At 68.8% G+C, this 22,986-nt stretch carries 18 protein-coding genes; 3 read left to right on the plus strand and 15 right to left on the minus strand.

Features of this window, described 5'->3' with window-relative positions:
• Positions 1 to 108: 108 nt before the first annotated feature.
• Positions 109 to 1,590, minus strand: a complete 1,482-nt coding sequence (locus tag AC2A1K_RS22010; protein WP_483898468.1) for an aldehyde dehydrogenase family protein — start codon at positions 1,588 to 1,590, stop codon at positions 109 to 111.
• Positions 1,591 to 2,173: 583 nt separating this feature from the next.
• On the opposite strand from AC2A1K_RS22010, the gene AC2A1K_RS22015 reads away from it, so the two are divergent.
• Complete coding sequence (locus tag AC2A1K_RS22015) at positions 2,174 to 2,872, plus strand: GntR family transcriptional regulator (RefSeq protein ID WP_483898469.1); 699 nt, start codon at positions 2,174 to 2,176, stop codon at positions 2,870 to 2,872.
• A 44-nt stretch (positions 2,873 to 2,916) separates the two neighbouring features.
• On the opposite strand, the gene AC2A1K_RS22020 is transcribed toward AC2A1K_RS22015, so the two are convergent.
• From AC2A1K_RS22020 to AC2A1K_RS22075, 12 genes are all read right to left on the minus strand, one after another.
• The gene (locus AC2A1K_RS22020; RefSeq protein ID WP_483898470.1) at positions 2,917 to 3,900 is read right to left on the minus strand and encodes a PDR/VanB family oxidoreductase; all 984 of its coding nucleotides are present in this window, start codon (positions 3,898 to 3,900) and stop codon (positions 2,917 to 2,919) included.
• Between the two features lie 138 nt (positions 3,901 to 4,038).
• Positions 4,039 to 4,530, minus strand: coding sequence for a Rieske (2Fe-2S) protein (locus AC2A1K_RS22025; protein ID WP_483898471.1), 492 nt, complete (start codon positions 4,528 to 4,530; stop codon positions 4,039 to 4,041).
• A complete protein-coding gene (locus AC2A1K_RS22030) occupies positions 4,530 to 5,645 on the minus strand; it encodes an amidohydrolase family protein (RefSeq protein WP_483898472.1) in 1,116 nt (371 codons plus the stop codon). The genes AC2A1K_RS22025 and AC2A1K_RS22030 overlap by 1 nt, the downstream gene beginning before the upstream one ends.
• Before the next feature lies 1 nt (position 5,646).
• On the minus strand, positions 5,647 to 6,780 hold the full coding sequence (locus AC2A1K_RS22035) for an amidohydrolase family protein (protein WP_483898473.1): 1,134 nt from the start codon (positions 6,778 to 6,780) through the stop codon (positions 5,647 to 5,649).
• Between the two features lie 164 nt (positions 6,781 to 6,944).
• Positions 6,945 to 9,824, minus strand: coding sequence for an FAD-binding and (Fe-S)-binding domain-containing protein (locus tag AC2A1K_RS22040; protein ID WP_483898474.1), 2,880 nt, complete (start codon positions 9,822 to 9,824; stop codon positions 6,945 to 6,947).
• 172 nt (positions 9,825 to 9,996) lie between these two features.
• Positions 9,997 to 10,407 (minus strand): Zn-ribbon domain-containing OB-fold protein, encoded by a 411-nt coding sequence (locus AC2A1K_RS22045; RefSeq protein WP_483898475.1) that lies wholly within the window; start codon positions 10,405 to 10,407, stop codon positions 9,997 to 9,999.
• 82 nt (positions 10,408 to 10,489) lie between these two features.
• Positions 10,490 to 11,680, minus strand: a complete 1,191-nt coding sequence (locus AC2A1K_RS22050) for a thiolase family protein (RefSeq protein ID WP_483898476.1) — start codon at positions 11,678 to 11,680, stop codon at positions 10,490 to 10,492.
• Positions 11,677 to 12,915, minus strand: coding sequence for an MFS transporter (locus AC2A1K_RS22055; RefSeq protein ID WP_483898477.1), 1,239 nt, complete (start codon positions 12,913 to 12,915; stop codon positions 11,677 to 11,679). The genes AC2A1K_RS22050 and AC2A1K_RS22055 overlap by 4 nt, the downstream gene beginning before the upstream one ends.
• 158 nt (positions 12,916 to 13,073) lie before the next feature.
• The gene (locus AC2A1K_RS22060) at positions 13,074 to 14,351 is read right to left on the minus strand and encodes an MFS transporter (protein ID WP_483898478.1); all 1,278 of its coding nucleotides are present in this window, start codon (positions 14,349 to 14,351) and stop codon (positions 13,074 to 13,076) included.
• A gap of 273 nt (positions 14,352 to 14,624) precedes the next feature.
• Entirely contained in the window at positions 14,625 to 15,863 is a 1,239-nt protein-coding gene (locus AC2A1K_RS22065; RefSeq protein ID WP_483898528.1) for a CaiB/BaiF CoA transferase family protein, read from the minus strand.
• A complete protein-coding gene (locus AC2A1K_RS22070; RefSeq protein ID WP_483898479.1) occupies positions 15,809 to 17,224 on the minus strand; it encodes a CoA transferase in 1,416 nt (471 codons plus the stop codon). The genes AC2A1K_RS22065 and AC2A1K_RS22070 overlap by 55 nt, the downstream gene beginning before the upstream one ends.
• Positions 17,225 to 17,611: 387 nt before the next feature.
• The gene (locus AC2A1K_RS22075; protein ID WP_483898480.1) at positions 17,612 to 18,229 is read right to left on the minus strand and encodes a TetR/AcrR family transcriptional regulator; all 618 of its coding nucleotides are present in this window, start codon (positions 18,227 to 18,229) and stop codon (positions 17,612 to 17,614) included.
• 323 nt (positions 18,230 to 18,552) lie between these two features.
• Here AC2A1K_RS22075 and AC2A1K_RS22080 point away from each other — a divergent pair, with 323 nt between their 5' ends.
• The gene (locus AC2A1K_RS22080) at positions 18,553 to 21,108 is read left to right on the plus strand and encodes a CaiB/BaiF CoA transferase family protein (protein WP_483898481.1); all 2,556 of its coding nucleotides are present in this window, start codon (positions 18,553 to 18,555) and stop codon (positions 21,106 to 21,108) included.
• A complete protein-coding gene (locus AC2A1K_RS22085) occupies positions 21,108 to 21,638 on the plus strand; it encodes a redoxin family protein (protein ID WP_483898482.1) in 531 nt (176 codons plus the stop codon). Before AC2A1K_RS22080 ends, AC2A1K_RS22085 begins: the two co-directional genes overlap by 1 nt.
• A gap of 295 nt (positions 21,639 to 21,933) precedes the next feature.
• Here the strand turns inward: AC2A1K_RS22085 and AC2A1K_RS22090 are convergent, their stop codons facing one another.
• Together AC2A1K_RS22090 and AC2A1K_RS22095 are read right to left on the minus strand one after the other, a co-directional pair.
• The gene (locus AC2A1K_RS22090; protein WP_483898483.1) at positions 21,934 to 22,215 is read right to left on the minus strand and encodes a hypothetical protein; all 282 of its coding nucleotides are present in this window, start codon (positions 22,213 to 22,215) and stop codon (positions 21,934 to 21,936) included.
• Positions 22,212 to 22,979 (minus strand): SDR family NAD(P)-dependent oxidoreductase, encoded by a 768-nt coding sequence (locus AC2A1K_RS22095; protein WP_483898484.1) that lies wholly within the window; start codon positions 22,977 to 22,979, stop codon positions 22,212 to 22,214. The genes AC2A1K_RS22090 and AC2A1K_RS22095 overlap by 4 nt, the downstream gene beginning before the upstream one ends.
• Positions 22,980 to 22,986: the final 7 nt, after the last annotated feature.

The raw sequence follows: 22,986 nt of genomic DNA on the forward strand, positions 1-22,986 counted from the left end.
GGAAAGGTTCGGCGATCGCGGGTCACGACACCTAGGCCGGGGTGGTGGTCCGGTCCAGCGCCGCCGGAGGCGGCCACCACGATGTCGGTGATGCCCTCGGTGTGGAGGTCATGGCGCGATCGCGGGCCAGCCGACCGTCTTGGTCTCGAGGAACTCCTGGAACCCGAACTCCCCGAACTCACGACCGAGGCCGCTCTCCTTGTAGCCACCGTAGGGGCCGAACGGAGTAGCGCCGCCCGCCCCTCCGTTCACCTCGACGAACCCCGCGCGCATCTGGCGCGCGATCTCGTAGGCCCGGCGACCGTCGCGGGTCCAGACACCGGCGCCGAGACCGTACTTCGTGTCGTTGGCCAGCCGCACCGCTTCGGCAGCGCCGTCGAAGGGGATGACGGAGCCGACGGGTCCGAAGATCTCTTCTTGGGCGATCTGCATGTCGTTGGTGCAGCCGACGAACAGCGTGGGTTCCACGTAGAAGCCTCGATCGAGCTGTGGGGGCGCTCCGCCACCGATGGCGACCGTGCCGCCCTGCTCGCGGCCCGCGTCGAGGTAACCCAGCACCTTGGCGCGTTGGGCCGCACTGATCAGCGGACCCAGGGTGGTCGTGGAGTCGGCCGGGTCGCCCGGCTGTATCGCCTGCAGTCGCTCGACGACCTTGGCGACCAGCTCGTCGTGCGCCGACCTCTCCACCAGGGTGCGGGTGTGCAGGACGCAGGCCTGGCCGCTGTGCAGTGTCATGTTCAGCACGACAGCCCGAGCGGCGGCGTCGAGGTCGGCGTCGGCGAAGACGACGCTCGCCGACTTTCCCCCCAGCTCGAGCACGACCCGCTTGAGGGTGTCGGCGCCCTGGCGGGCGATCGTCTTTCCCACCGCGGCCGAACCGGTGAAGCTGATGACGTCCACGTCGGGGTGCACCGTGAGCTCACGCCCCGCTTCGGGGCCACCGGTGACGATGTTGAGCACGCCGGGCGGTAGCCCGGCCTCGCTGGCGATCTCCCCGAGGACGAGCGCGGTCAGCGGCGTGTGCTCCGACGGCTTCAGCACTGCGGTGCAGCCGGCCCCGAGCGCTGGCCCGATCTTCATCAGGTTGAGGTGGAACGGGAAGTTGAACGCGGTGATGAGCGTCGCCACCCCGGCGGGGTCGTCGACGACCACCCCCTGCCCGACCCGCTCGCCGACCACCGGTGGGATGCCACGCACCGGCTGATGCCCCGCGACGACACGCTCGGCCATGTCCACGAAGTGCTCGAAGCAGGTCTTCCACTGCAGTGGCTCGACGGCCATCTGGATCGCGCCTGCCTCGGCCACCAACAGATCGAGGATCTCGGGCTTACGGGCTTCCATCTTCTCGGCCATCCGCAGCAGGGCTCTCCCCCGCTCTCGCGGTGACAGGCGCGGCCACGGCCCGTCGTCGAAAGCCACCCGGGCCGCACGGATCGCGCTCGCGGCGTCAGCCGCGGACGCCTCCGGGACCACGGCGATGGCCTGCTCGGTCGCCGGGTTGAGAACGTGGATGTCGCCCACGGGCCCTTCCGGCTCCGCCCAGTCTCCGCCGATGAAGAACTTCCGCTCCTGACTCAATACCGTCGTCATTGATCAGTTCTCCACTCTCAACAATGAGGTGCGACGAGGTCTCGCGGTGATCACCATCGTTCGACGATTCGGATCGACCACCACCGGCAAAGCGGTAACTGTGACCTCGTCCATATCCGCCACTTGTGAGTGAGAGTACATGTATCCGGACACGTGTCAATGGTCACGCTGACCGACGTTCACCAGGGAAGCGTGCACGGCGAGCGACTTGAGCGGGCTCGGCAGACCGCCAGACACTGATCTGCTGAGAGCACGAACGTGTCAACGCACCTCGGCGCCACTTGCTCACCGGCTCGCGAGGGTGCGGCAAGGACAGCTCGAGGAATTCGACGAATACCAATGCTGATGCAGCGCTGGACACCTCGGTGGCTACACCGCTGCTGGGTCCTCGACGCATGCGGGAGCAGAGACACCATGGCGCAGCGCCGGGACGTGTTCCCCGCCGCCACGCGCAGCGGTACAACGGCCGCTGCCGCGACGGTCGCGAGCTGTGTTCTCGTCTACCATGTATGCATGGGTCGCTGCCGGCGTGCCACTGTCGGATGGCCCGATGCCGTCACGTCTACCTTCGGGAGCCCGCCCCATGGTCCGAGGAGCGCAGTCCGTCTCGATCATCGATGCCGTCGCGGCGAGCCTGCGCTCGGCGCTGTTCGAGGGCTCCATCGGTCGGAACACGTCGCTCACCGAGATGGGGGTGTCCGAGGACTTCGAGATCGCGCGTCCTACGGCGAAGGCGGCGATCGAGAAGCTGGTCGCGGAAGGCCTGTTGGTGCGCGGTGCGCACAAGGTCGCGCGTGTGCCCGAGATCGGTCCCGACGACGTGCGGGACATCTATGACTCGCGGAGATGCCTCGAGAGCGAACCGGTGCGCCTGCTGGCCTTGGACCGGCGGGTCCCGGGGCCTGCGCGGGAGGCCAATGACATGATCGCGGCAATGAGGGGGCACAGCCAGCTTGGTGTGGTCGAGCCGGACATGCGCTTTCACATCTGCCTGGTCGATGCGATGGGCAGCCCGCGGGTGAGCGCCATGTACCGCAGGCTCGCCGGTGAGGTGCGGCTGTGCATGAGCCAGGTGCAAGGCCGCTCGTTGCTCAGCGCTGCGTCGATCAGCGCCGAGCATGCCCGGCTGCTCGACCTCATCGCGCGCGGTGACGCGGACGGCGCGGTGAGTCTGTTGCGTCAGCATCTCGACCGTGCCCGCGAGCGACTGGCCGGCGCACTCGGGACCGGGCCCAGACCCGAAGAGGCCCGGGAGTACGAGGGCGCCGGGCAGGAGCTGTAAGCCGCGCCGGCGCTGCGCCATGCGGGCGACAGTATCCTGGCCCGTCATAGGTCCAGCACCACCCGTGGCGTCCGCGATCGTGAGCAGCACACCATCATCACTTCATTCGAGGCTCGTTCCTCAGCAGTCAGGAACGAGTCGCGGTGATCTGGCTCCCCGTCCAGAACCACGGTCTCGCAGGTCCCGCAGGTGCCCTCACGGCAAGACGTCGGCACGTGCACGCCGGCCGACTCCAGCGCATCGACCACGGTCTGTCCAGCGGCCACGGTCAGCGTGATCCCGGTGGCGTCGAGCTCCACCTCGAACGGGAGGTCCGGCCCGTCGAACGCACCCTGACGCGGACGGAACCGCTCGAGATGCAACGAGCCGGCCGGCCAGTGTGCGACGCGCTGTTCCACCGCGGCGAGCAGCGGCTCGGGACCGCAGCAGTAGATGGCGGTAGTGTCGGAAGGGTTCGCCAGCACGCCATCGAGATCGATCAGCCCGCACTCGTCCTGCGGCCACAGCATCACTCGGTCCCCGTACGCCGCCAGCTCCTCGGTGAAGGCCATCGATGCGCGCGCACGGCCGCCGTAGACGAGGCTCCAGTCCACGCCCACCACCGCGCATCGCGCCACCATCGGCAACATTGGGGTGATCCCGATGCCGCCAGCGATGAACAGGTACGTGCTGCGGTCGACGAGGGTGAAGTTGTTGCGCGGGCCACGGATCCGCACGATGTCGCCGGTTCGCAGCTGTTCGTGTACCCAACGGGAACCCCCGCGGCTGTCCGGTTCGCGCAGCACCGCCACTCGCCAGTGCGTCCGGTCGGCGGGGTCGCCGCATAACGAATATTGCCGCTCCAGCCCTTCCCCGACCATGAGATCGATGTGTGCTCCAGGATCCCACGGCGGCAGCTTCTCTCCGTCCGCGGGCTCCAGACGCAGCGACACGACACCATCGGCCTCATGCGTGATACCAGCTACTGTCACGTCGATTTCGCCGTCGAGCGAGGCCTTCTCCGCGCCACGGCTCTCGTTGTCTGTCATCAGGCAGAATCCTGGCTCCTCCGGGGCGACATGGGGGGATCAGGCCGGCCGAAGAACAGTTCGGCCTGGCGGGTGAGTGAGCCGTCGGCGGCGCTGGACCTCAGCTGCCGGCATACCCCGCACGCCATGCGGTCATCGTTATTGGGCCGAGTCCACACGGCGCGCCTGCTGCGTGCCCGGTCGCCGACGGCTGGTGTCGACGACCACCAATCCCTCCTCGATGGCCACCTCGTAACCCTCCATGACGTGGGTGCCGCGCTGTCGGCCGCCCTCCGGGTCGGTCTCCGCCTGCGGAGAGCCGGGCACCACGTCGACCTGGTAGCGACGCACGCGGGCGTTGCGTGGGTCGTACCACGACTCACCGGTCCGGATGTCGAACTCCCACTGGTGCCACGGACACCGCAGCGATCGGTTCCGCTCGTACTCGATCTTGTCGGGTGTCGTGGCCGTCGCCACACCGAAGATGCTGCCGTACGAACAGAGCGCCGCCCCCGCGTGCGGGCACTGGTCGAGCAGTGCGAAGAACTCACCATCCAGATTGAACACTCCGACCGAACGGCCCTCGATCTCGACGATCTTGCGCTCACCCGGTGGAATGTCGCCGACTCCCGCCACGACGTAGCGCGCCATCAGCTCGGACTGTCCAAGCCGAACACGCGCTGCCCGTTCGTCCTGGTGATCATGTCGCGAAGCTCGCCGGGAAAACTGCGCGGGAACGCGGTCGCCGGCGAGTCGAAATCGAAGTGCGGGTAGTCCGAGGCGAACAGCACGTTGCCCGTGCCGAACTCCTCGATCATCTCGACCAAGTGCGTCGGGTCGTCCGGTTCGTCGATCGGCTGGGTGGAGGCGAAGATGTGGTCGGCCAGATACTCCGACGGCCGGCGTTGCAGGTCCGGCACCTCGCTACGCAGCGTCGCCCAATGGTAGTCGAGCCGCTGGGCGACCGCCCCGAAGTGCACGACGTTACCCTCCACGAAAATGATCTTCAGGTCGGGGAACCGGTCGAACGTACCCGAGAGAATGAGACTGATCAGCTGGGACTGGAAGCTCTGCGTGTGCCCGGTGTGATACTCGGTGTGGTAGGAGGTCCAGCCCGAGCCGGTGTTCGCGTGCCCTCCCCCCTGCGACAGGTGGATCTGGACGGGCAAGCCACGGTCGACGGCCGCTTGGTAGATCGGCCAGTACCGGCGACTACCCAGAGGTTGCAGCGACTTGCTGACCATGAGCACCGCGACCACACCCGGATCGTCGCCCACTCGCTCGATCTCCGCGACCGCGTACTCGGGCGTCTCGTGAGGGACCGGAATGGCCGCCCGTAGCCTCGGCTCGGGATAGACAAGTTCTTCCAACTGCCAATCGTTGATCGCCCGGCACATCGCCGCCGCCTGGTCCTGATTGAGCAGCTGAGCCGACGGAAGCAGCGGCTGCAGCACACCCAACTGAACATCGAACATGTCCAGCAGCTGCTTCTGGATGAGCGAGAGGTCGGAGCCGGGAAACCCGGAGTCCGGCCACGAATCGGCGCGCATCGCTCCGGCGTACATCGGCGGGTACTCGGTGATCGACTGGAGTCCGTTCGTCGAACGGGCACCGTACTCGGCGAGATGGTCACGCCAGCGCTGGGGCAGGTAGCTCTGCAGCGCACCGTCGCGAGGAGTCGGGTGGATGTCGACGTCGATGAGCCCGGTGGTGACCCGTGGCGACTCGATCGTGCGCAGTTCCGAGTCATGCTCGAGGATCGTCATGTCAGTCTTCCTCCTCCGTGGCGGCCGAAACGACGAGCCCATAGAGATCAGCCGCATTGTGTCGGTAGATTCGTTCCATCAGATCGGCGTCGGACGAGCCGTCCTCGAGGGCTCGGGGCGCCGTGGCGTGCCGGTGGGGGTAGTCGCTGGAGTAGACGAGCATGCGATCGCTGCCCATCCGGGCCACCGCCGCGTCGAGGCGGCCCGGCTGCTCAGCGCCGTCGGACGGGCTCGTCGTGAATCGCACGTGCTCGCGGATGATCTCCGATGGGGGCCGGTCGACCCAGGGGACCTCGGGTCGATAGGTCTTCCAGAGCTTGTCGAACTTCCACAGGTAGGGGGCCACCCACGTGAAGCCGAGCTCGGACACGACGAGACGCGTTCCCGGGAACTTGGCGAACACGCCTTCGGACACCAGCGAGCTGAGCTGAGCTTCGATGTTCGCCGGCTGACCGGCATACCATTCGAGATAGGTCGCGGGCCAGCCGACCGAGGTCGGGGCCTGGCGGAACACTCCTCCGATGTGCAGGGCGATCGGCAGGCCGGCCCGCTCGGCCGCCTCGAAGATCGGCCAGTAGATCTCCCGGCCGTAGAGCGACTCGGACTGCGCCAGCAGCAGCACCTGGACGAACCTCTGGTCCGCGGCGCACCGTTCGATCTCCTCGGCGGCGGCCCGCGGCGTGCCCTGCGGGACGACGATCGAGGCCCGCAACCGGTCGTCGTGATCGAGCCACTCCCTGGCGATCCAGTCATTCAGCGCCCGCGCGTGCGCCATCTCGCGCTGCGGTTGGTGGATCTGCTGTATCGCGTACAGGCAGTTGAGGACCGCGAAGTCGGCGAACCGGTCGGCGAACACGTCCGAGGCGAGGTCCGCGACCGTCAGGCCTGCGCGACCGTCCGGGCCCGTGCGCAGGCCGGGGCGCTGCGCGATGGCTGAGCCCCGGGGGTGATAGTTCGGCTCGTAGGAAGGGGCCAGCTGCGCGGTGAGCTGATCGGCCCAGTAGTCGTCGAGGTAGGGCAACAGGGCCTCGGAGGAGGCAAGCACCGGGTGGACGTCGCAGTCCACGATCGCGGGCTTCGTCGCCAGCCCCGTCGTCTCCCCCGTCGTGCGATCAGACACCGTGGGTGTGATCATTTCTGCGCGGACCCTTCCTCGCGGGACTCGTTCAGCGAGCGAGGCGCGGCCGCCACCACCCGAAGACGGGCGAGATCGCCAGAAACTCCCCGACCCCGATCACAGTTCCAGAATGATGAATACATGTCAATCAATTCTCCATGATCAATTGAACAGACGTCCGGTCAGGTGCACGGGGCATTCCGATCGCTGTTTCCGGGCGTCGGGCTGCTCGGCGGATCGGCCGCCCACGCTTCTGGCCGGTCGGAACCCGACGGTGGCGGCCGAGTCGCTTGTTCGAGTAGTTCGATCACATGGACGTACGGGTGTCCTGTCGCGCGAGACATCCCGATCTCGCACGTGCGGTTGGACGAGGCGTACGCGTCGTACGGCCTTTCTCTCACCTCGCGTGCCTCGTCCGTGGATGCCGCGGCGGTGAGCTCCGGGTGCAGCATCCCCCGGTCTCCCGCGAATCCGCAGCAACCCCACTCCCCGGGCACCACCACCTCGTGGGCGATCGCGCGGGCGATGCGTTCCAGCAGCGCGTTCTGCCCGCCCCGATGGCCCGAGCAGGTCGGGTGCACGACGACGGACCCGAACGGGCGCGTCACCAGCAGTCGGGGAAGGAGCTCGTTCGCCGCGAACTCCAGGACGTCGCGCACGACCGGGGCCCTCGCCCCGCTGGCGGCGGCACCGAGCTGGTCGAGTCCCTCGGCGCAGGACGACGAGTCGCAGAGCACCGTGAGCCGGCCCTCGTCGCTGGCCCGCCACAGGGCCGGCAGCACCTTCTGCGCGACCGTGGCGTGACCGCGCGTCATGCCCTTGGACTTCCACGGGGTGCCACAGCAGAGCCCGTCGATGCCGTCCGGGACGCGCAGCCTGCGCCCAGCCCGATCCGCGAGGCGCAGCACCGCTGACCGCACCCCAGCGCCTTCCGACACCCCGGCGCCTTCCGACCCGAACATCGTCCCGATGCAGGCGGGAAAGTACACCGCGTCGACCGGGTCGTCGCTCGTCGGCGTCACGAGGGCGCCCCGCCGGTCTCCACCGGCAGGCAGGTCCGACGTGTAGAGCGGAACGCGGTCGGGACCGAGCAGTCGCCGCCCCATCCTCGACGCCGCCGCTGCCACGGACGGCGCCCGTTTCGCAGCCCCGAGAGCCGTGGCCGCGACCGCCGCCGTCGGCCCCCAGTGCCGGGCGGCGGTGTTCCAACCTGCCTGCACGACCTGGCCGGCACGTTGCTCGCGCAGGTGACGCACCAGGGCGCCAGTGTCGATCATCACTGGGCACGCGGTCTGACACATGCCGTCGGTGGCGCAGGTCTCGATGCCCTCGTAGGAATATTCGGAGTCGATCAGCTTCAGAGTCGGGGAGTCCCCCCGGGCCTCGGCCTCACCGCGTTCACGCAGCAGCGCGATGCGCTGGCGGGGCGTCAAGGTCAGCGTCCGGCTCGGGCAGACCGGTTCGCAGTAGCCGCACTCGACGCAGGTGTCGGCGCCCAGGCCGATCTCCGGAGTCGTCTTCACGTGGCGCACCGCCGAGCGCGGGTCATCAGAGAGGACCGCGCCGGGGTTGAGGATCCGGTCCGGGTCGAGCAGCCGCTTGACCTCGCACATCACTTCGTAGAGCTCGTCACCGAACTGTCGGCGCACGTAGCCGGCCATGATCCGGCCGGTGCCGTGCTCAGCCTTGAGCGTCCCGCTCTGGGCCAGCACGAGATCCACCATGTCCTCGGTGAAGGCTTCGTAGGCGGCGACTCGTCCTGGATCGTCGAAGGCTTCGTTGAGCAGGAAATGGACGTTGCCGTCCTTGGCGTGCCCGAAGACGACGCTGTCGCGATACCCGTGTGTGGTGAACAGTCGTGAGAGGCCTTCGCAGGTCGCGCGCAGCGCCGGGACGGGGACCGCGACATCCTCCAACAGCGCCGTGGTGCCCGGCGGCCGGGCACCGGCCACCGCCGCGTACAGGCCCTTGCGGGCTCGCCACAGGCCTCTCTGGCGATCCGTCTCCGTGGTGATGTCCGCGGCGCTCACCAGCGGCATCCCGGCCAGCACCGTCGCCGCTACGGAGCGCGCGTCGGCCAGCTCCTCGGCCGTGGCGGCCTGCAGCTCGACCAGGAGCGCGACATGCTGGCGGATGTCGAGACCGGAGATGTCAGCGGGCGCATCGGGCAGTCCCGCCGCCACCGAGAGCGATCGGCCGTCCATCAGCTCGATGGTGGTGAAACCGGCCTGCGCCAGGTCCGGGACCGCACTGGTGGCCGTCTCCATGTCGCCGAAGACGGCCAGACCGGTGGCCGTGTGCGGGTGGGCGGGGACCGTACGGAACGTTGCCGAGGCGACGAAACCCAGTGTGCCCTCGCTGCCGACGAGCAGGTGGGCCAGCATGTCGGCCGGGCGCTCGAAGTCCAGGAAGGCGTTCAGCCCGTAGCCCATGGTGTTCTTCACGGCGAACTGACGGCGGATCTCCGCGACGGACCTCGGGTTGTCCCGAATGCGCCGGGCGAGCGTGACGAGGCCGGCGTGGATCTGCGGCTCGGTCGTACGCAGCCGCTGGTCGGCGTCGGGAGCGGCGGTGTCGATCCTGGTGCCGCTGGCCAGGACGATCACCATCGAGTCCAGGGTGCTGTACGTGTTGTGGTCGGTTCCGCACGCCATCCCACTGGAGTTGTTCGCGACGACACCACCGATCGTGCAAGCGATCTCGCTGGCCGGGTCGGGGCCGAGGCGCCGTCGGTAGGGGGCCAACCGGGCGTTGGCCGCGCGAACGGTCACCCCTGGTTCGACGCGCAACCGCCTACCGGAGTCGAGTACGTCGGCGGAGCGGAAGTGATGTCGGGTGTCGACGAGCAGACCATCGGTCACGGCCTGTCCGCTCAGGCTGGTACCGCCCGAGCGAAAGGTGAGATGTCGGCCCGTCGAGCGGCAGTGGGCGAGTAGCCGCATGACGTCCCCGACGTCGGAGGGCCGCGCGACGTCGGCGGGAACCAGGTGGTAGTGCGACGCATCGCGAGCCATCGCGTGACGCAGCGCTGGGCGCTCGGCCGTCACCACGCAGGACGGCATGCTCGCGGCGGTGGGACCCGCAGGCCCGGGCGGTCCGCCTGAGACGACCCAGGCATCCCCGCCCGAGGTATTCTCTCGCCCGGTCACCGCGAGCTCCCCCCGGGCCGGGCGCCGCAGGCCGTGCGGTCGACATTCGTCGCTGCCTGTCGACCCGTCCTGCTCGTGCCGACGTTCATGCCGGTCGGAAGACGGGCAACGTCTCCTCGCCCGCCTGCTCGTAGGCGATCTCCAGATCAAGGCCCTCGACCACGTCGTCGGGGTCGAGCCCACTGACCTGAGCCCACCACCACGGCCCCTCGGCGAGCTCGCCGACGGCCACGACCGTGCGGCGAGGGCCGCTGCTGTCGTCGGTGAGGCGTTGATGCAGCACCACCCAGGCCCGCACGACCGCACGGCCGCTCGCCGCCGACCATGTCAGATCGGTCGAACCGCAGGCGTGGCAGAGAGTCTCCTGCGGCCCGCCGACCGCACCGCAGGATCCGCAGGTGCACAGCGGGAACTCGTGATCCGCGGTGGCGGAGAAGAACCGTTCGGTCTGATTGTCCCGGCGGACCGGTCCGAGTGCGGTCGTCGCAGTGGTCATTGACGGACCTCCTTCTTCAACTCCGGGATCGGCACCCGTATCGTCATCGCGGGCGGGGCCGCGGCCAATGGGCCGCCGCCGCTCATCCCGCTCCCGCGGTGAGCACGAGATTGGCGTGGTGGTCGAGCGAGCCGCCGTTGTTCGTCACGAGCACGACTTCGTGCCGAGGGGCTTGGCGGTCTCCGCCGTGGCCGCGAGCCTGGATGATGCCCTCGGCGACCGGTGTCATGCCCTGTAGATAGAAGCTCGACAGCTGTCCGCCGCCCGTGTTGAGCGCGAACGAGCCCGTCGGGCCGAGCACGCCGGAGGAGACGAAGGGGCCGCCCTCGCCCTTGCCGCAGAAGCCGTAGTCCTCGAGCGTGATCACGACGGTGTAGGTGTAGCAGTCGTAGATCTCCACGACGTCGATGTCCGCGACGCCGACACCGGCCATGTCCATCGCCGCAGGCCCCGCTCGCGTCGCGCCCGAGACCAGGCCGAAGTTCTCGTCGCGCCGCTCGAAGTAGCCCGGGTTGCACTGGCCCCACCCGGCGATCCGGACGGGCGGTTGCGGCCCGTGCTCGGCTCGATCGGCGCTAGTGACGACCACGCAGATGCCGCCGTTGCTGACCAGACAGCAGTCGAGCAAGTGGAACGGCTCGACGATCCATCGAGAGTTCTGGTGGTCATCGAGGGTGATCGGCTTGCGCATCTGGGCCTGCGGGTTGCGGAGCGCCCATTCCCGTTGGGCTACCGCGACGTGGCCGAACTGCTCGCTGGTCGTGCCGTAGGCGCTCATGTGGCGGCGGGCGTTCATGGCCATGAGCGGATTGCCGCCGATGATGCCGGTGGCGGCGAGAATGCCCCGCCAGCCGGCGGTGGGTACGGTGTGCTCGCCGAACGAATCCCCGGCCCGGCGCCCCGGCTCCTGCAGGGGTGCGTCCGCGAAGACGCAGGCGACCGCGGTGGCCATGCCGGTCTGGATCGCCATGGCCGCCATCTGGATCATGACCGCGGCGGAGGTCCCCCACGTCGACACCCCGGCGACCAGCGACAGGTCCCGCAGGTTCAGGTCGCGTTGCAGCTCGATCCCGACGCCGCCGGTCACGCCGGGCGCGGCGAGCAGCCCGTCGAGGTCACCCAGAGTCAGCCCCGCGTCGGCGACCGCGATACGGACCGCGTCCGTGGCGAAGTCCCCCGCGCTGCGGCCGTACACCTTGCCGATGTCGGTCATGCCGAGCCCGGCGATCACCGGTGTGCGATCGGCGGGCGCGCTGCGCACGGAAGTCGTCATGCGTTCGTCCTCTCGTTCGACTGGAAGAGACCTCGGCCGTGACCGACGAATCCCGGCCTTCCCGCACCCCATCCGGCCAGCAGCTGCACCCCGAGTGCCACGAGCAGGAAGATCAGAGCCGGCTGCCACGAGCCGGTCAGGTGGTGCAACTGGCCGGTCACGAACGCCGCACCGGCGGCGACCAAGAACGCGATGCTCTGCGCCATGCCGGAGAGCCGTCCTGTGTGGTCGACCCCCTGGGAGCGGATCACCACGAACGACAGCGCGAGCGGGAACGACCCACTCATCCCCACGCCCAACAGCGTCAGCCAGAGCATGGGCGCGGCGAGCGGCGCAACGAGCAATCCGATCACTCCCGCGGCGCACACGATGGCGAGCACGACGACGAAACCTCGCGGGTCCCGGCTCCGGGCCGCCAAGGTCGGGACGAGCAGCGTCGCCGGGATACCGACGACCGACAGCAGCGCCAGCGCCAGTCCCGCGTTCGCGGCGCTGAGCCCGAAGGACGTGAACATCGCCGGCAACCACACCAGGCACACGTAGGCCGGGATCGAGGCCATGGCCACGTACAACGTGACCAGCCAGGCGACCCGGTCACGCACCACGGCGACACCAGCTACCGCTCCCCCGGCGCGGGTGTGGGTGCCGGTGTGCGGGCCACGGGCCCGCAGGCCGGCCACACCGGTCGAGCCGGTCGAGCCGGTCGACCTCGACAGCCACGCGCAGACAACGGCCGCCATCACGGCGGGAAGTGCCCACGCCGAGAGCGCCAGCCGCCACGAACCAGCGGCCGCCGCCAACGGCGTCGTGATCGCAGCCGCGCACGCCGCTCCCAGGCCGTACACCGTCACGTAGACCCCCGTCATGAGCCCGGCGTGACCGTCGAAGTCCCGCTTGATGAGCACCGGGAGCACAACGTTGAGGACCGCAATCGCACACATCGACGTCATCGTGCCGGCGAAAAGGCCCGGCAGCCCGAACCACGACCGCACAGTCAGGCCCACCGCCAGAACGAGCAGCGCGCCCGCGAGCACGGCCTCGACGGCGAACCGCCGGACCAGAACCGGGCCGAGCGGTGCCGCGATCCCGAAGCACACGGCCGGCGACGCCAACAGCAACGACACTCCGGTCGGGGACAAACCCGCCAGCGTCAGCTCTGCAGTCAGTGGCCCCACCGACGCGACTGCTGGACGCAGGTTGAACCCGACCACCACGACCGTGAGACCGCTGAGCACCAGAGGACCTGCTGCGCGCCACCGGGTGTCGTCGCCGGCATCCTTCCCGGCGACCTGGTCGGCTGGAGCACTGGATCGCAGGGGTGGCTCAGACGCTGTGACCAACGGGGCTCCCTTCAACGGTCCTCCGGACGATCAGCGGACGCGACACCTCGTGGCTACGCCGACGCCGGCTTGGTCGATTCGGAGGAGGCTGCAGGCGCGGGGGGCGGGGGCGTGATCGGAGCGGCGCCTCGGCGTCCCATCAGCCCGAACATCGCGACCGCCAGAGCTCCGGCTGTGTAGGCGGCCGCCCCGACCGCGCAGGCGAGGGTGTAGCTGCCCAGAGAGTCCCTCATGAACCCGAACACGTACGGCAACAACAAGCCGCCCACACCACCGAGCGCCATCGCCGTCGCGAAGAGCGTGCCGAAGTGCGCGGCGCCGTACTCCTTGAGCACGAAGTACGCCGCGAAGTCCCCCTCGGCACCTTGGCTGACCGAGACGAACACGGCAGCGACGGCGACCAGCAGCACAGGCAGCGCAGCGATGTTGATCAGGGTGAATGCGCCGAGGGCCGAGAGCATGAGCACCGCCACCGCCACCCGGTACCGGTCGAACACGTCGAGCAGCGCGCCCGCGCCGAGCCTGCCGATGATCACACCGGCCGTGAACAGCGTGGTCACGGTCGTGGCGACCGGGACGCTCAACCCGCCGTCGAGCAGGATCGGCTGCATGTTGGCGAGGAACGCCGACGCCCCGGCGCTGACCAGCAGCACGGACAGGGCGAAGACCCAGTAGCGAGGTGTGCGCAGAACCTCTCGCACCGACGGACCCGACGAGACGGCTGCCGGGTCGGCCGCGTCGGCCTGGGTGCCCTCTTCGGCGACCCGGGAGCCGGTGGCCGCACCACCGGGCCGGACACGCTCGGTCACACCGAAGGCAGCCGCCGGGATCGCCAACACGATCGCGAACGCGGCCAGCACCAGGTAGCCGGCCTGCCAGCCGATGCCATAGACGGCGAGCGCCACCAGCGGCACACCGAGCAGCGGCATGGCCGCTCCACCCGCACCAACGACGCCGAAGGCCTTGCCCGCACCCTTGTCGAACCAGGTGGCGACCGCCCGGTTGTAGGGAACCAGGTAGCCGAAAGACCCGAAGATCCCGATCCCGGCGGCGAGCAGATAGAACGTGACCCGGTTGATCGGGAGTACCGCGAACAGGATCAGCAGGACGCCGAACGGGATCAAACCCGCCAGGATGGTGCCGCGGACGCCGCGGTGGTCGACCAGCCGCCCCACAATGGGTCCGAACACCGAGAACAGCAGCGTGATCACCGGGGACAACAGCACTTGGCTGGTGCTCCAACCGGTGGCCTCGATGGTGGGCCGGACGAATACGCTCGCGGTGGTGAGGAACAGGACCGGGCCGGCGCCATAGCCGAGTGCGGAGAACACGACCGACCGACCACCTGCACGCCACTCCCATTCAGGGGCCTCTCGGCGGGCGGGCGGTAGGTCATCGTTGACAGTGGACATCGGGTCGCCAATCGCTTTGATGGTCCGGCTCGCCGGCCGGGGAGGTGTCATCGAACAGTGATGCGCCAGGACGGGCCTCCGAACAGGTGCGCCCCAGCCAGACCACGCCGTTGCGACCCGTCGGGCCGAGCTGCACCCCCGTGACGCGGCACGCCCGTCCTGTCCTGACCTGATTCCCCCCGGGCCCTGGGCTCAGAGGACACCCTTGCTGCGCAGCTTGGCCACCTCCTCCCCGCTCATCCCGAGCACACGCGCGTAGAACTCCTCGCTGTCCTCGCCGTAGCTGGGGCCGGACCGGCGATAGCGCCCTCCGATATCGGCCGGTGTCACGCTCAGCTCGCCGGGCACCTCCCGGACGGGCCAGGTGCCGATCTCGGTCTGGGGGAGTTCGACCATCCAGTCGAGGTGGGCGAGTTGTGGGTCGTGGTCGCAGCGGTCCTGGGCGGTTTGGCAGACGCCGGCGGGGACTCCGGCGTTCTGCAGGGCGGTCATGAGGGGGTAGCCGTCGTGGTCGGCGGTGGCGTGGGCGACGAGGGTGTCGAGGGTGTCTTGGTGGGTGAGGCGGTCGTCGAGGGTGGTGAAGCGGGGGTCGGTGAGCCATTCGGGGTGGTTCACGGTGGTGGCCAGGGCGTGGAAGTGGTCGTCGGTGAAGCAGGCGATGGCGATCCAGCGGTCGTCGCCGGTGGTGGGGTAGATGGCGTGGGGGGCGGCGAGTTTGTAGGGGGAGTGGTTGCCGTAGCGCTGCCAGGTGCGGCCGTTGACCGAGTGGTCGAGGATCGCGGTGCCGGTCAGGTACAGGCCGGTCTCGGCCTGGGACGAGTCAATCCAGCAGCCCTGCCCCGTACGCTCCCGGCGGTGCAGCGCGGCGAGCACTGCGTTGGCCATGTTGTAGGCGCCGAACCAGTCCAGGTACGAGTACCCGATCCCCGCCGGTTGGTATGGCTCGGGCAGCCCGGACATGTCCGACAGCCCGGTGAACGCTTGGGCGGTCGGCCCGTAGCTGCGCGCACCGCCGTAGGTGCCGTGCTGTCCCATCCCGGACTGCTGGACGTAGATCAGCTCAGGATTGATCTCGCGGAGCCGGTCGTAGCCGAACCCCATCCGTTCCAACGTCCCCGGCGAGAAACCCTCCAGCAGCACGTCGGACTCCCGGATCAGATCCTCGAGGATCGTCCGTCCCTGGGAGTCCTTGAGGTTCAGGGAGATCCCGAGCTTCCCCGCGTTGATCTCCATGAATCCGTGCGCCCGGTTCGGGCTGCTCGGATCGGGCAGGGGTAAGGGCTCTGTGGCGGCATCGCGTTCGGCTCGGCCGCCCTCGGGCACAATGCCCAGGCCGAAGCGCATCCCGTCCCACCGCGACTCGTGCTCGACCTTGATCACCTCGGCACCGAACGCGGCGAGAAACCGACCGGCGCCCGCACTCGCCAACATCCACGACAGGTCCAGCACCCGCACCCCGGACAGCGCGAACGGAGTGCGTCGCGCACTCGTTCCGTCCACGGGAACGCCGCGCGCTCCGGCCGTGTGGAGGGCTGACCGTCCCACGCCGAGAGCACCGCGACCGTGTGTTCGCCGAGCTCCGGGGCACGGGGTCCGACCGCCCAGCTCGAGGCCGAATCCACCCATCGTGAGACCGGGTAGGTGTAGGCGGCACCGAGTTCGGGGTGCTCGACCTGACCGAAGGTGCCGCGGACGACCCAGTGCTCGTCGGACGAGTTCTCCTCCGGCTTGCGGATCGGCGCCCACGGCATGCCCGACGCCTGGCCCTCTCGCCACAGGTCCTGGTCGAACGGCAGGCGTCCGACCAGATTGTCGACGACGTCGGTGATGTGCATGGCGACCTCGGGGCGAGAGCGGTACGCCAGGTCGCTGTAGGCCGGATCCTCCAGGTCGACAGCCATCCCGTAGGCCCGAACGAGATCCAGCGTGCCTGGCCAGCCGTCGACGAAGCCCTTCATCCAGCCGTACGACCGGTAGGGCAGCAACCAGCGCCCGTCCTGCGTCCGCGACAGTGACGACACGGCCGAGAATCCCCCACCCTCAGCGGTGATCGAATGCGAGCAGGTACGGCGATAGTGATCGTGACCGCGCGCGACCCAGTCCGGGACGTCGGTCTCGGTGTTCTTGCTGACCGCATCGTGAACCGCGAGCGAGACCCGCTGGCCCACCCCGCTGCGCGAACGGAAGATCAACGCCGCCAGGATCGACATAACAGCCATCTCGCCGGTGATGTGGTAGGCCTGCCACATCTGCGGGGCCACCGGCGGGGTGCGGTACCGGCCGGACGGGTCAGGATCGTAACCGGAGTTCATCACCATCCCGCCCAGCGCGAGATGCACCAGATCACTACCCGCATGCTCGGCCCACGGTCCGTCCTCACCAAAAGGCGAGATCTTCACGTACACGAGGCCGGGGTTCTCCGTCGACCACGACCCGAACTCACCCCCGAGCGCCTCGACCTCGGAGGGTGGCCGCGAGTCGATCACTACGTCCGCCGAGACGGCAAGCTGGTGCAGGGACTCCCGGGACCCGAGGTCGTCCTCATCGATGACCACGGACCGCTTCCCGAGGTTGTAGTGCCAGAAGTAGAGGCTGCCAGACCGGTCCTCCCGGTCGTGAAGGAAGGGGCCGTAGGAGCGTGTGGAGACACCGGCCGGCGGCTCGACCCGAACCACGTCGGCCCCCATTCCCGCGAGCACGCGACCGCAGTACTCCCCCTGTTCGTCCCCGATCTCGAGGACCCGAATCCCGGCGAGATAGGACGACGCCGGTGAAGTCGCGACCTCAGACATGGATCTCCACTCGATCTTGTGTCCCTCGGGGACAACCGGACCGCCGAGGCGGCTACTGAGGCACTCGACTACCGAGGCACTCGGCGCATTCGGGCGGGCGAACAGAACTCATCGTGGCGCCTGAATGTATACTTGTCAATCGTGCGTACATCTAGGGCGTCGTTCTCGGCAACCATGCGTGAAGGTCGGACACATGTCCGGACTGGTGTCCGGAGAGTAGCATGACACCGTCGTGTGGCCCAAGGCACTCGAAACGCAACGTAGATCGATTCAGATTCGGGTCGTCCCGTGGAGCGACGCGCTGGATCTCGCAGCCTCGCCGTCACGACGGACTCTGCACCGGCACGAGAGGGCGACCAGGTGCACGGGGGCGGCGACCCGCCGCCGTCAGGACCCGGTCAGCTCCGCGTGCCAGATCGAGGCGAGCTCCTGGAGGACCGCCTCGCGGTCGTCGAAGATCTGATGCACGACGACGAGATGCATCGTGTACAGCAACTGGGCGATCAGGACCTCCGCGCGAGCCCGGCTAGGGGCGGTACCGTCCGGACGAGCAGCGGTGATCGCAGCGATGACCTGGTCGATGCTCACGCCCAGCTCGCGCCGCAGCGAGTCGTGCAGCCCCGGGTCCGAGATCGCCTCCATGGAGATCGCGAATTCCACCCGGCGCTCGTCGAACATGGCCGCGACACCCACCAGCCACGCGTGGACTTGCTCTCGCCCGGCGCCGCCCAGTTGCGCCAACTGCTCGAACGTTTCACGAGCGGCGGGCGCGATGCGGTGGCGGATGGCGAGAACCAGCTCGCTGCGCCCCCGGAAGTACGTATAGAGGGTCGTCCGACTGCGCCCGGCGAGGTCCGCGACGTCCTCCATGCGCGCGGACCGGAATCCATCGCGCCCGAAGACCGTGATGGCGGAGTCGATGAACTCGTTCATCGTCCGCAACCGCTGCGGGTCCGGGGGCAGCTGCGGGATCGAAGAATCGGGGAACGGACTGATCTCCGCCATCCCCCGAGCGTACCCGTCGTCGACCACCCGCCCCGCACGCGACCCCCGGACAACTCCGGTCAACGCGACACAGCCACCCCGCCGCTCCTCGAGGGCTCCTCAAGCCCGACGCCAGTCGATCCGTAGTTGACATGTGCCCGGACACATGTAAAGCTACGAGAGTGCGTGACCCGACCGGCATCGTCCTGAGTCGTGAATCCCTGGTGCGGCCGGTTTCGTGATTCGGTCGGTCGTCGTCGTGCGGTCCACGAGGCAGGCGGCCGATAGAATATGGTTCGTGGCCTGACTCCCGTGCACGCTGGATTCGGTGTGAGATGAGGACAATGACGTCGCTTCTGGACCAGGCCCAGTTCCTGTCGGGTGTTCGCGTCGTCGAGATCGCGGACGAGCTCGGGGAATACGCTGGAAAGGTGCTCGCTGGTGTGGGCGCCGATGTCATCAAGATCGAATCACCGACCGGGGAGGGAACCCGCGACTACGGACCGTTCGTCGGCGACGTCCCCGATCCTGAACGCAGTCTGCACTTCTGGCATTACAACTTCGGCAAGCGGTCGGTCGCCCTCGATCTGACCGCGCCGGATGGCGTCGCCGCCTTACGGGAGCTTTTGTCTGGCGCGGACGTGCTGCTGGACACGCGCCCACGCGATCACCTGCCCAGCATCGGGCTGGACGTGGCCACCCTGAGGCGGCTGAACCCCGCTCTGGTGTATGCCCGCATCTCGCCCTTCGGGGACGACGGACCCTGGGCCGACTTCCGCGGCAGCGATCTGGTGCACCTGGCCCTCGGCGGCGTCGCGATGAACTGTGGGTACGATCCCGACCCCGCCGGCAGCTACAACACGCCACCAATCGCTCCGCAGATGTGGCAGGCCTACCACATCGCCGGCGAGATGACGGTGATGGCGGTACTCGGTGCCTTGATCCACCGGCACCGGACCGGCCAGGGTCAACAGTTGTCGACATCGGTGCACCAAGCCGTCAGTGCGAACACCGAGTCCGACGTTCCGGACTGGGTGTTCCAGCGGCTCGAGCACCGCCGCCAGACCTGCCGGCACTCGATGCCCACGGTCAGCCTGCCCGCGCTCGCTGCCACCCAGGACGGGCGCTGGCTGCTGCCGTACCGCACCTACCTCCCGGCGTTCGGGGACACCTTCGGATCCACCGTCGAGCTCCTCAAGCGGTACGGGCTGCAGCAAGACCTGGAAAGCGATCGGTTCGCCGACCCCCAGGTCCGCTTCAGTGACACCGCGAACCTCTATATCAACGCCGTCGTCGACGCACTGATCAAACGACTGCCCTACAGCCGCGACCTGTGGCGCGAAGCCCAGGAGGTCGGGCTGACCTGGGCGCCGTGCCGCAAGCCGGAGGAGAACACCGCGGATGGGCACTGGCGTGCCCGAGAGACGTTCGTCGACGTCGAGCACGAGGATCTCGGGGCCACGTACACGTCGGTGGGGGCGAAGTGGTATTGCCCCGAAGTGGCGTGGCGGCGTGGCCCGCGCGCGCCGCACCTGGGCGAACACACCGCCGAGGTCCTCGCCGACGCGAGCGCCGTCGAGCCCCCGACCCTGGCGGTCGCCCGTGGTGACGTCCACTCCCTCCACGCGCTCGAGGGCGTTCGGGTCATCGACCTCGCTTGGTTACTGGCCAGCGCGGGATCGAGTCGCTACCTGGCCGCGATGGGCGCCGAGGTGATCAAAGTCGAGCACAAGTCGCGGTGGGACGCGATGCGCTTCGGTACCGCGTTCGCCCCACACGGTGGACGCGCCGAACGCGACGCCGCCAACGAGCCGGTCACCGTGGCCCCCACCGACAGCCCGAATCGCTCTGGGATGTTCATGGAGATCAACGCCGGCAAGCGCAGTGTCTCGCTGAACCTGAAGTCCGAGCGCGGCCGGGAGCTGCTCACCGAACTGCTCAAGGACGCCGATGTCGTCCTGGAGGGCTACTCGCCGGGAACCATGGAGCGGATGGGGTTCGGCTACGACCGGCTCCGCGAGATCAACCCACGCCTGGTGTACGTCCAGCAGTCGGGGATGGGACAGCACGGCACCTACGGGCGTCTCCGCAGCTACGGGCCGACCGCCCAAGCGTTCACCGGCCTCAGTGAGATGTCCGGGCTGCCCGAGCCCTATCCGCCGGCGGGGATTGGGTACTCGTACCTGGACTGGTTCGGCGCCTACAACATGGCCAACGCCATCCTGGCCGGCCTCTACCGGCAACAGGTCACCGGCAAAGGCTGCTGGATTGACTCGTCCCAGGCCGAGACCGGCCTGTACCTGACCGGCACCGCGATCCTCGACCACTCGGTCAACGGCCGCACCTGGCAGCGCTACGGCAACCACTCCCCCTACAAACCCGCCGCCCCCCACGCCATCTACCCCACCACCGGCGACGACCGCTGGATCGCCATCGCCTGCTTCACCGACGACCACTTCCACGCCCTGGCCACCACCGTGAACCACCCCGAATGGCTCACCGACCCCCGCTTCACCACCCTCGACGACCGCCTCACCCACCAAGACACCCTCGACACCCTCGTCGCCCACGCCACCGCCGACCACGACGGCTACCCCCTCATGACCGCCCTGCAGAACGCCGGAGTCCCCGCCGGCGTCTGCCAAACCGCCCAGGACCGCTGCGACCACGACCCACAACTCGCCCACCTCGACTGGATGGTCGAACTCCCCCAGACCGAGATCGGCACCTGGCCCGTCCGCCGAATGCCCGTCGCCTTCAGCGAGACTCCCAGCGACATGGGGGGCCTGCCGCAGCGCAACGGGCCGAACTACGCCGAGGACAACGACCACGTGCTCAGCAACGTGCTCGGACTCGACGACCAGGAACAGGCCCTCCTGCGCGACGAGGGCGTCACCTGATGGCCATCTCGATCGGCGACCCCTTGCCCGACCGCGGACTGCACACCATGACGCCCGAAGGACCGGTGCTCGTTCGCTCGTCGGCCGTCCTCGGTACCGGCCTCGTCGTCCTGTTCGCGGTCCCGGGTGCGTTCACCCCCGGGTGCTCGAACGTCCACCTCCCCGGATTCGTCGAGCGCGCAGATGAGCTCCGCGACAGGGGCGTCGATCACATCGCGTGTGTCGCGGTCAATGACGTGTACGTGATGCACGCTTGGGGCGCAGCCCACGGAGCGGACGAGGCCGGCATCCTCATGCTGGCCGACGGCAACGGCGAATTCACCGACGCCATGGACGCGCGCCGCGACGCCCGCGCGGCCGGTCTCGGCATGAGATCCCACCGCTATGCGGCGATCATCAGTGACGGCATCGTGGGGGACATCGCGATCGACGAGCACACCATCGACAGCACGACCTGCACCAACCTCATCACTCGGCTAGGTGTACTCGGCCGCGACGTCGGTGACACCAGCGACGGCGTGGTGGCTTGATCCGGGAAGGCCCCTCTGGCGAGGTGGATTCACTCTCGTGTCGAGCCGTCCAAGGTGGATCGGCGCGCGTGGGAGGCGATAGCCACCCTCACGGCTCGTCGCGTCCGAGGGCGGGCAACACCGGGCGCGGCTATTCCCTCTCCCGAGCATCCTGCCACTGCTCGGCGGGCTCGCGCGGCCGGACGACCCGGACGGTCCGGGGAGGCCTGCTCGGCCATGCCGATGTGGACACACCGTGGGACGCGGACGCCCTCGCGCTACCAAGAGAGAATAGGCGCCGCTCTCGGAGCCACCATCAGGGCGATCTCCCCCCGCAGACTGGCTTCCTGACCCGTGGCGAGCTGGCCGCGGCGGACCTCGGGCAGCCCGAACTCCGCTGATTCGGACGCGGCGATGGATCGCACGCCATGGCGATCTCGAACCCACCCCCCAGCGCCCGGCCCTCCACCGCGTCGATCTCGTCGAGCGCGGCGGCGATCGACTCGGCCGTCGGCTTGTCGATCGCGTTCCGCACCTCGGGCCGGTCGATCGTCACCACGGCGATCCCGGTGTCGACCCTCAGGGTCACGGCGGTCATCGCGGAGCCATCCTGATCGCGCCGTCGAGGCGGATGGTTTCGCCGTTGAGCATGCCGTTGTCGATGATCGACAGAGCGAGCTTGGCGTACTCGTCGGGCTCGCCGAGCCTGCTCGGGTGGGGGACGGTGCTCGCCAGCGAGGCACGCACGTCGTCGGACAGGCGGGCGAGCAGCGGGGTGTCGAACGTGCCCGGCGCGATCGTGCACACCCGGACCTTCCGGCCGGCCAGATCGCGCGCGGCGACGATCGTCATCCCCACGATCCCTGCCTTCGCCGAGGCGTAGGGGATCTGCCCGATCTGGCCCTCGAACGCCGCGACCGAGGCCGTCAGGATGAGAACGCCACGATCGCCGTCGAGGGGCTCGTTGCTCGCCATGCGCGCCGCCGCGAGCCTGAGCACGTTGAAGGAGCCGATGAGGTTGATCTGGACGATCTCGGAGTAGGTCTCCAGGGAACCCGGCTGCCCGTTCTTGTCGACCAGCCGTACCGCTCCCCCGCGACCCGCGCAGTGCACGACGGCACGCAGCGGCCCGGCGTCGCCGGCCGTGTCGAGGACCGCCGTCACGTCGTCCTCGCTGCGCACGTCAGCGGGCACGAACCGGACCCGGTGACCGAGCTCCTCGGCGATCGCCTCGCCGTTCGAGCTCGGTAGATCGGCGATCACGACCGATCCGGCGCCCCGGGCGTTCAACGTCCGGACGGTCGCGAGGCCGAGGCCCGACGCTCCGCCGGTCACGACGGCTGAGATTCCTGTGACGTCCACGTCTTCC

The sequence above is a fragment of the Actinomycetospora sp. 2LY8.5 genome, assembly GCF_057180585.1.

Coding starts and splice junctions, on each gene's coding strand:
- AC2A1K_RS22010 (WP_483898468.1), bottom strand. CDS start 1,590: ATGACGACGGTATTGAGTCAGGAGCGGAAGTTCTTCATCGGCGGAGAC.
- AC2A1K_RS22015 (WP_483898469.1), top strand. CDS start 2,174: ATGGTCCGAGGAGCGCAGTCCGTCTCGATCATCGATGCCGTCGCGGCG.
- AC2A1K_RS22020 (WP_483898470.1), bottom strand. CDS start 3,900: ATGACAGACAACGAGAGCCGTGGCGCGGAGAAGGCCTCGCTCGACGGC.
- AC2A1K_RS22025 (WP_483898471.1), bottom strand. CDS start 4,530: ATGGCGCGCTACGTCGTGGCGGGAGTCGGCGACATTCCACCGGGTGAG.
- AC2A1K_RS22030 (WP_483898472.1), bottom strand. CDS start 5,645: ATGACGATCCTCGAGCATGACTCGGAACTGCGCACGATCGAGTCGCCA.
- AC2A1K_RS22035 (WP_483898473.1), bottom strand. CDS start 6,780: ATGATCACACCCACGGTGTCTGATCGCACGACGGGGGAGACGACGGGG.
- AC2A1K_RS22040 (WP_483898474.1), bottom strand. CDS start 9,824: ATGCCGTCCTGCGTGGTGACGGCCGAGCGCCCAGCGCTGCGTCACGCG.
- AC2A1K_RS22045 (WP_483898475.1), bottom strand. CDS start 10,407: ATGACCACTGCGACGACCGCACTCGGACCGGTCCGCCGGGACAATCAG.
- AC2A1K_RS22050 (WP_483898476.1), bottom strand. CDS start 11,680: ATGACGACTTCCGTGCGCAGCGCGCCCGCCGATCGCACACCGGTGATC.
- AC2A1K_RS22065 (WP_483898528.1), bottom strand. CDS start 15,863: ATGTTGGCGAGTGCGGGCGCCGGTCGGTTTCTCGCCGCGTTCGGTGCC.
- AC2A1K_RS22070 (WP_483898479.1), bottom strand. CDS start 17,224: ATGTCTGAGGTCGCGACTTCACCGGCGTCGTCCTATCTCGCCGGGATT.
- AC2A1K_RS22075 (WP_483898480.1), bottom strand. CDS start 18,229: ATGGCGGAGATCAGTCCGTTCCCCGATTCTTCGATCCCGCAGCTGCCC.
- AC2A1K_RS22080 (WP_483898481.1), top strand. CDS start 18,553: ATGACGTCGCTTCTGGACCAGGCCCAGTTCCTGTCGGGTGTTCGCGTC.
- AC2A1K_RS22085 (WP_483898482.1), top strand. CDS start 21,108: ATGGCCATCTCGATCGGCGACCCCTTGCCCGACCGCGGACTGCACACC.
- AC2A1K_RS22090 (WP_483898483.1), bottom strand. CDS start 22,215: ATGACCGCCGTGACCCTGAGGGTCGACACCGGGATCGCCGTGGTGACG.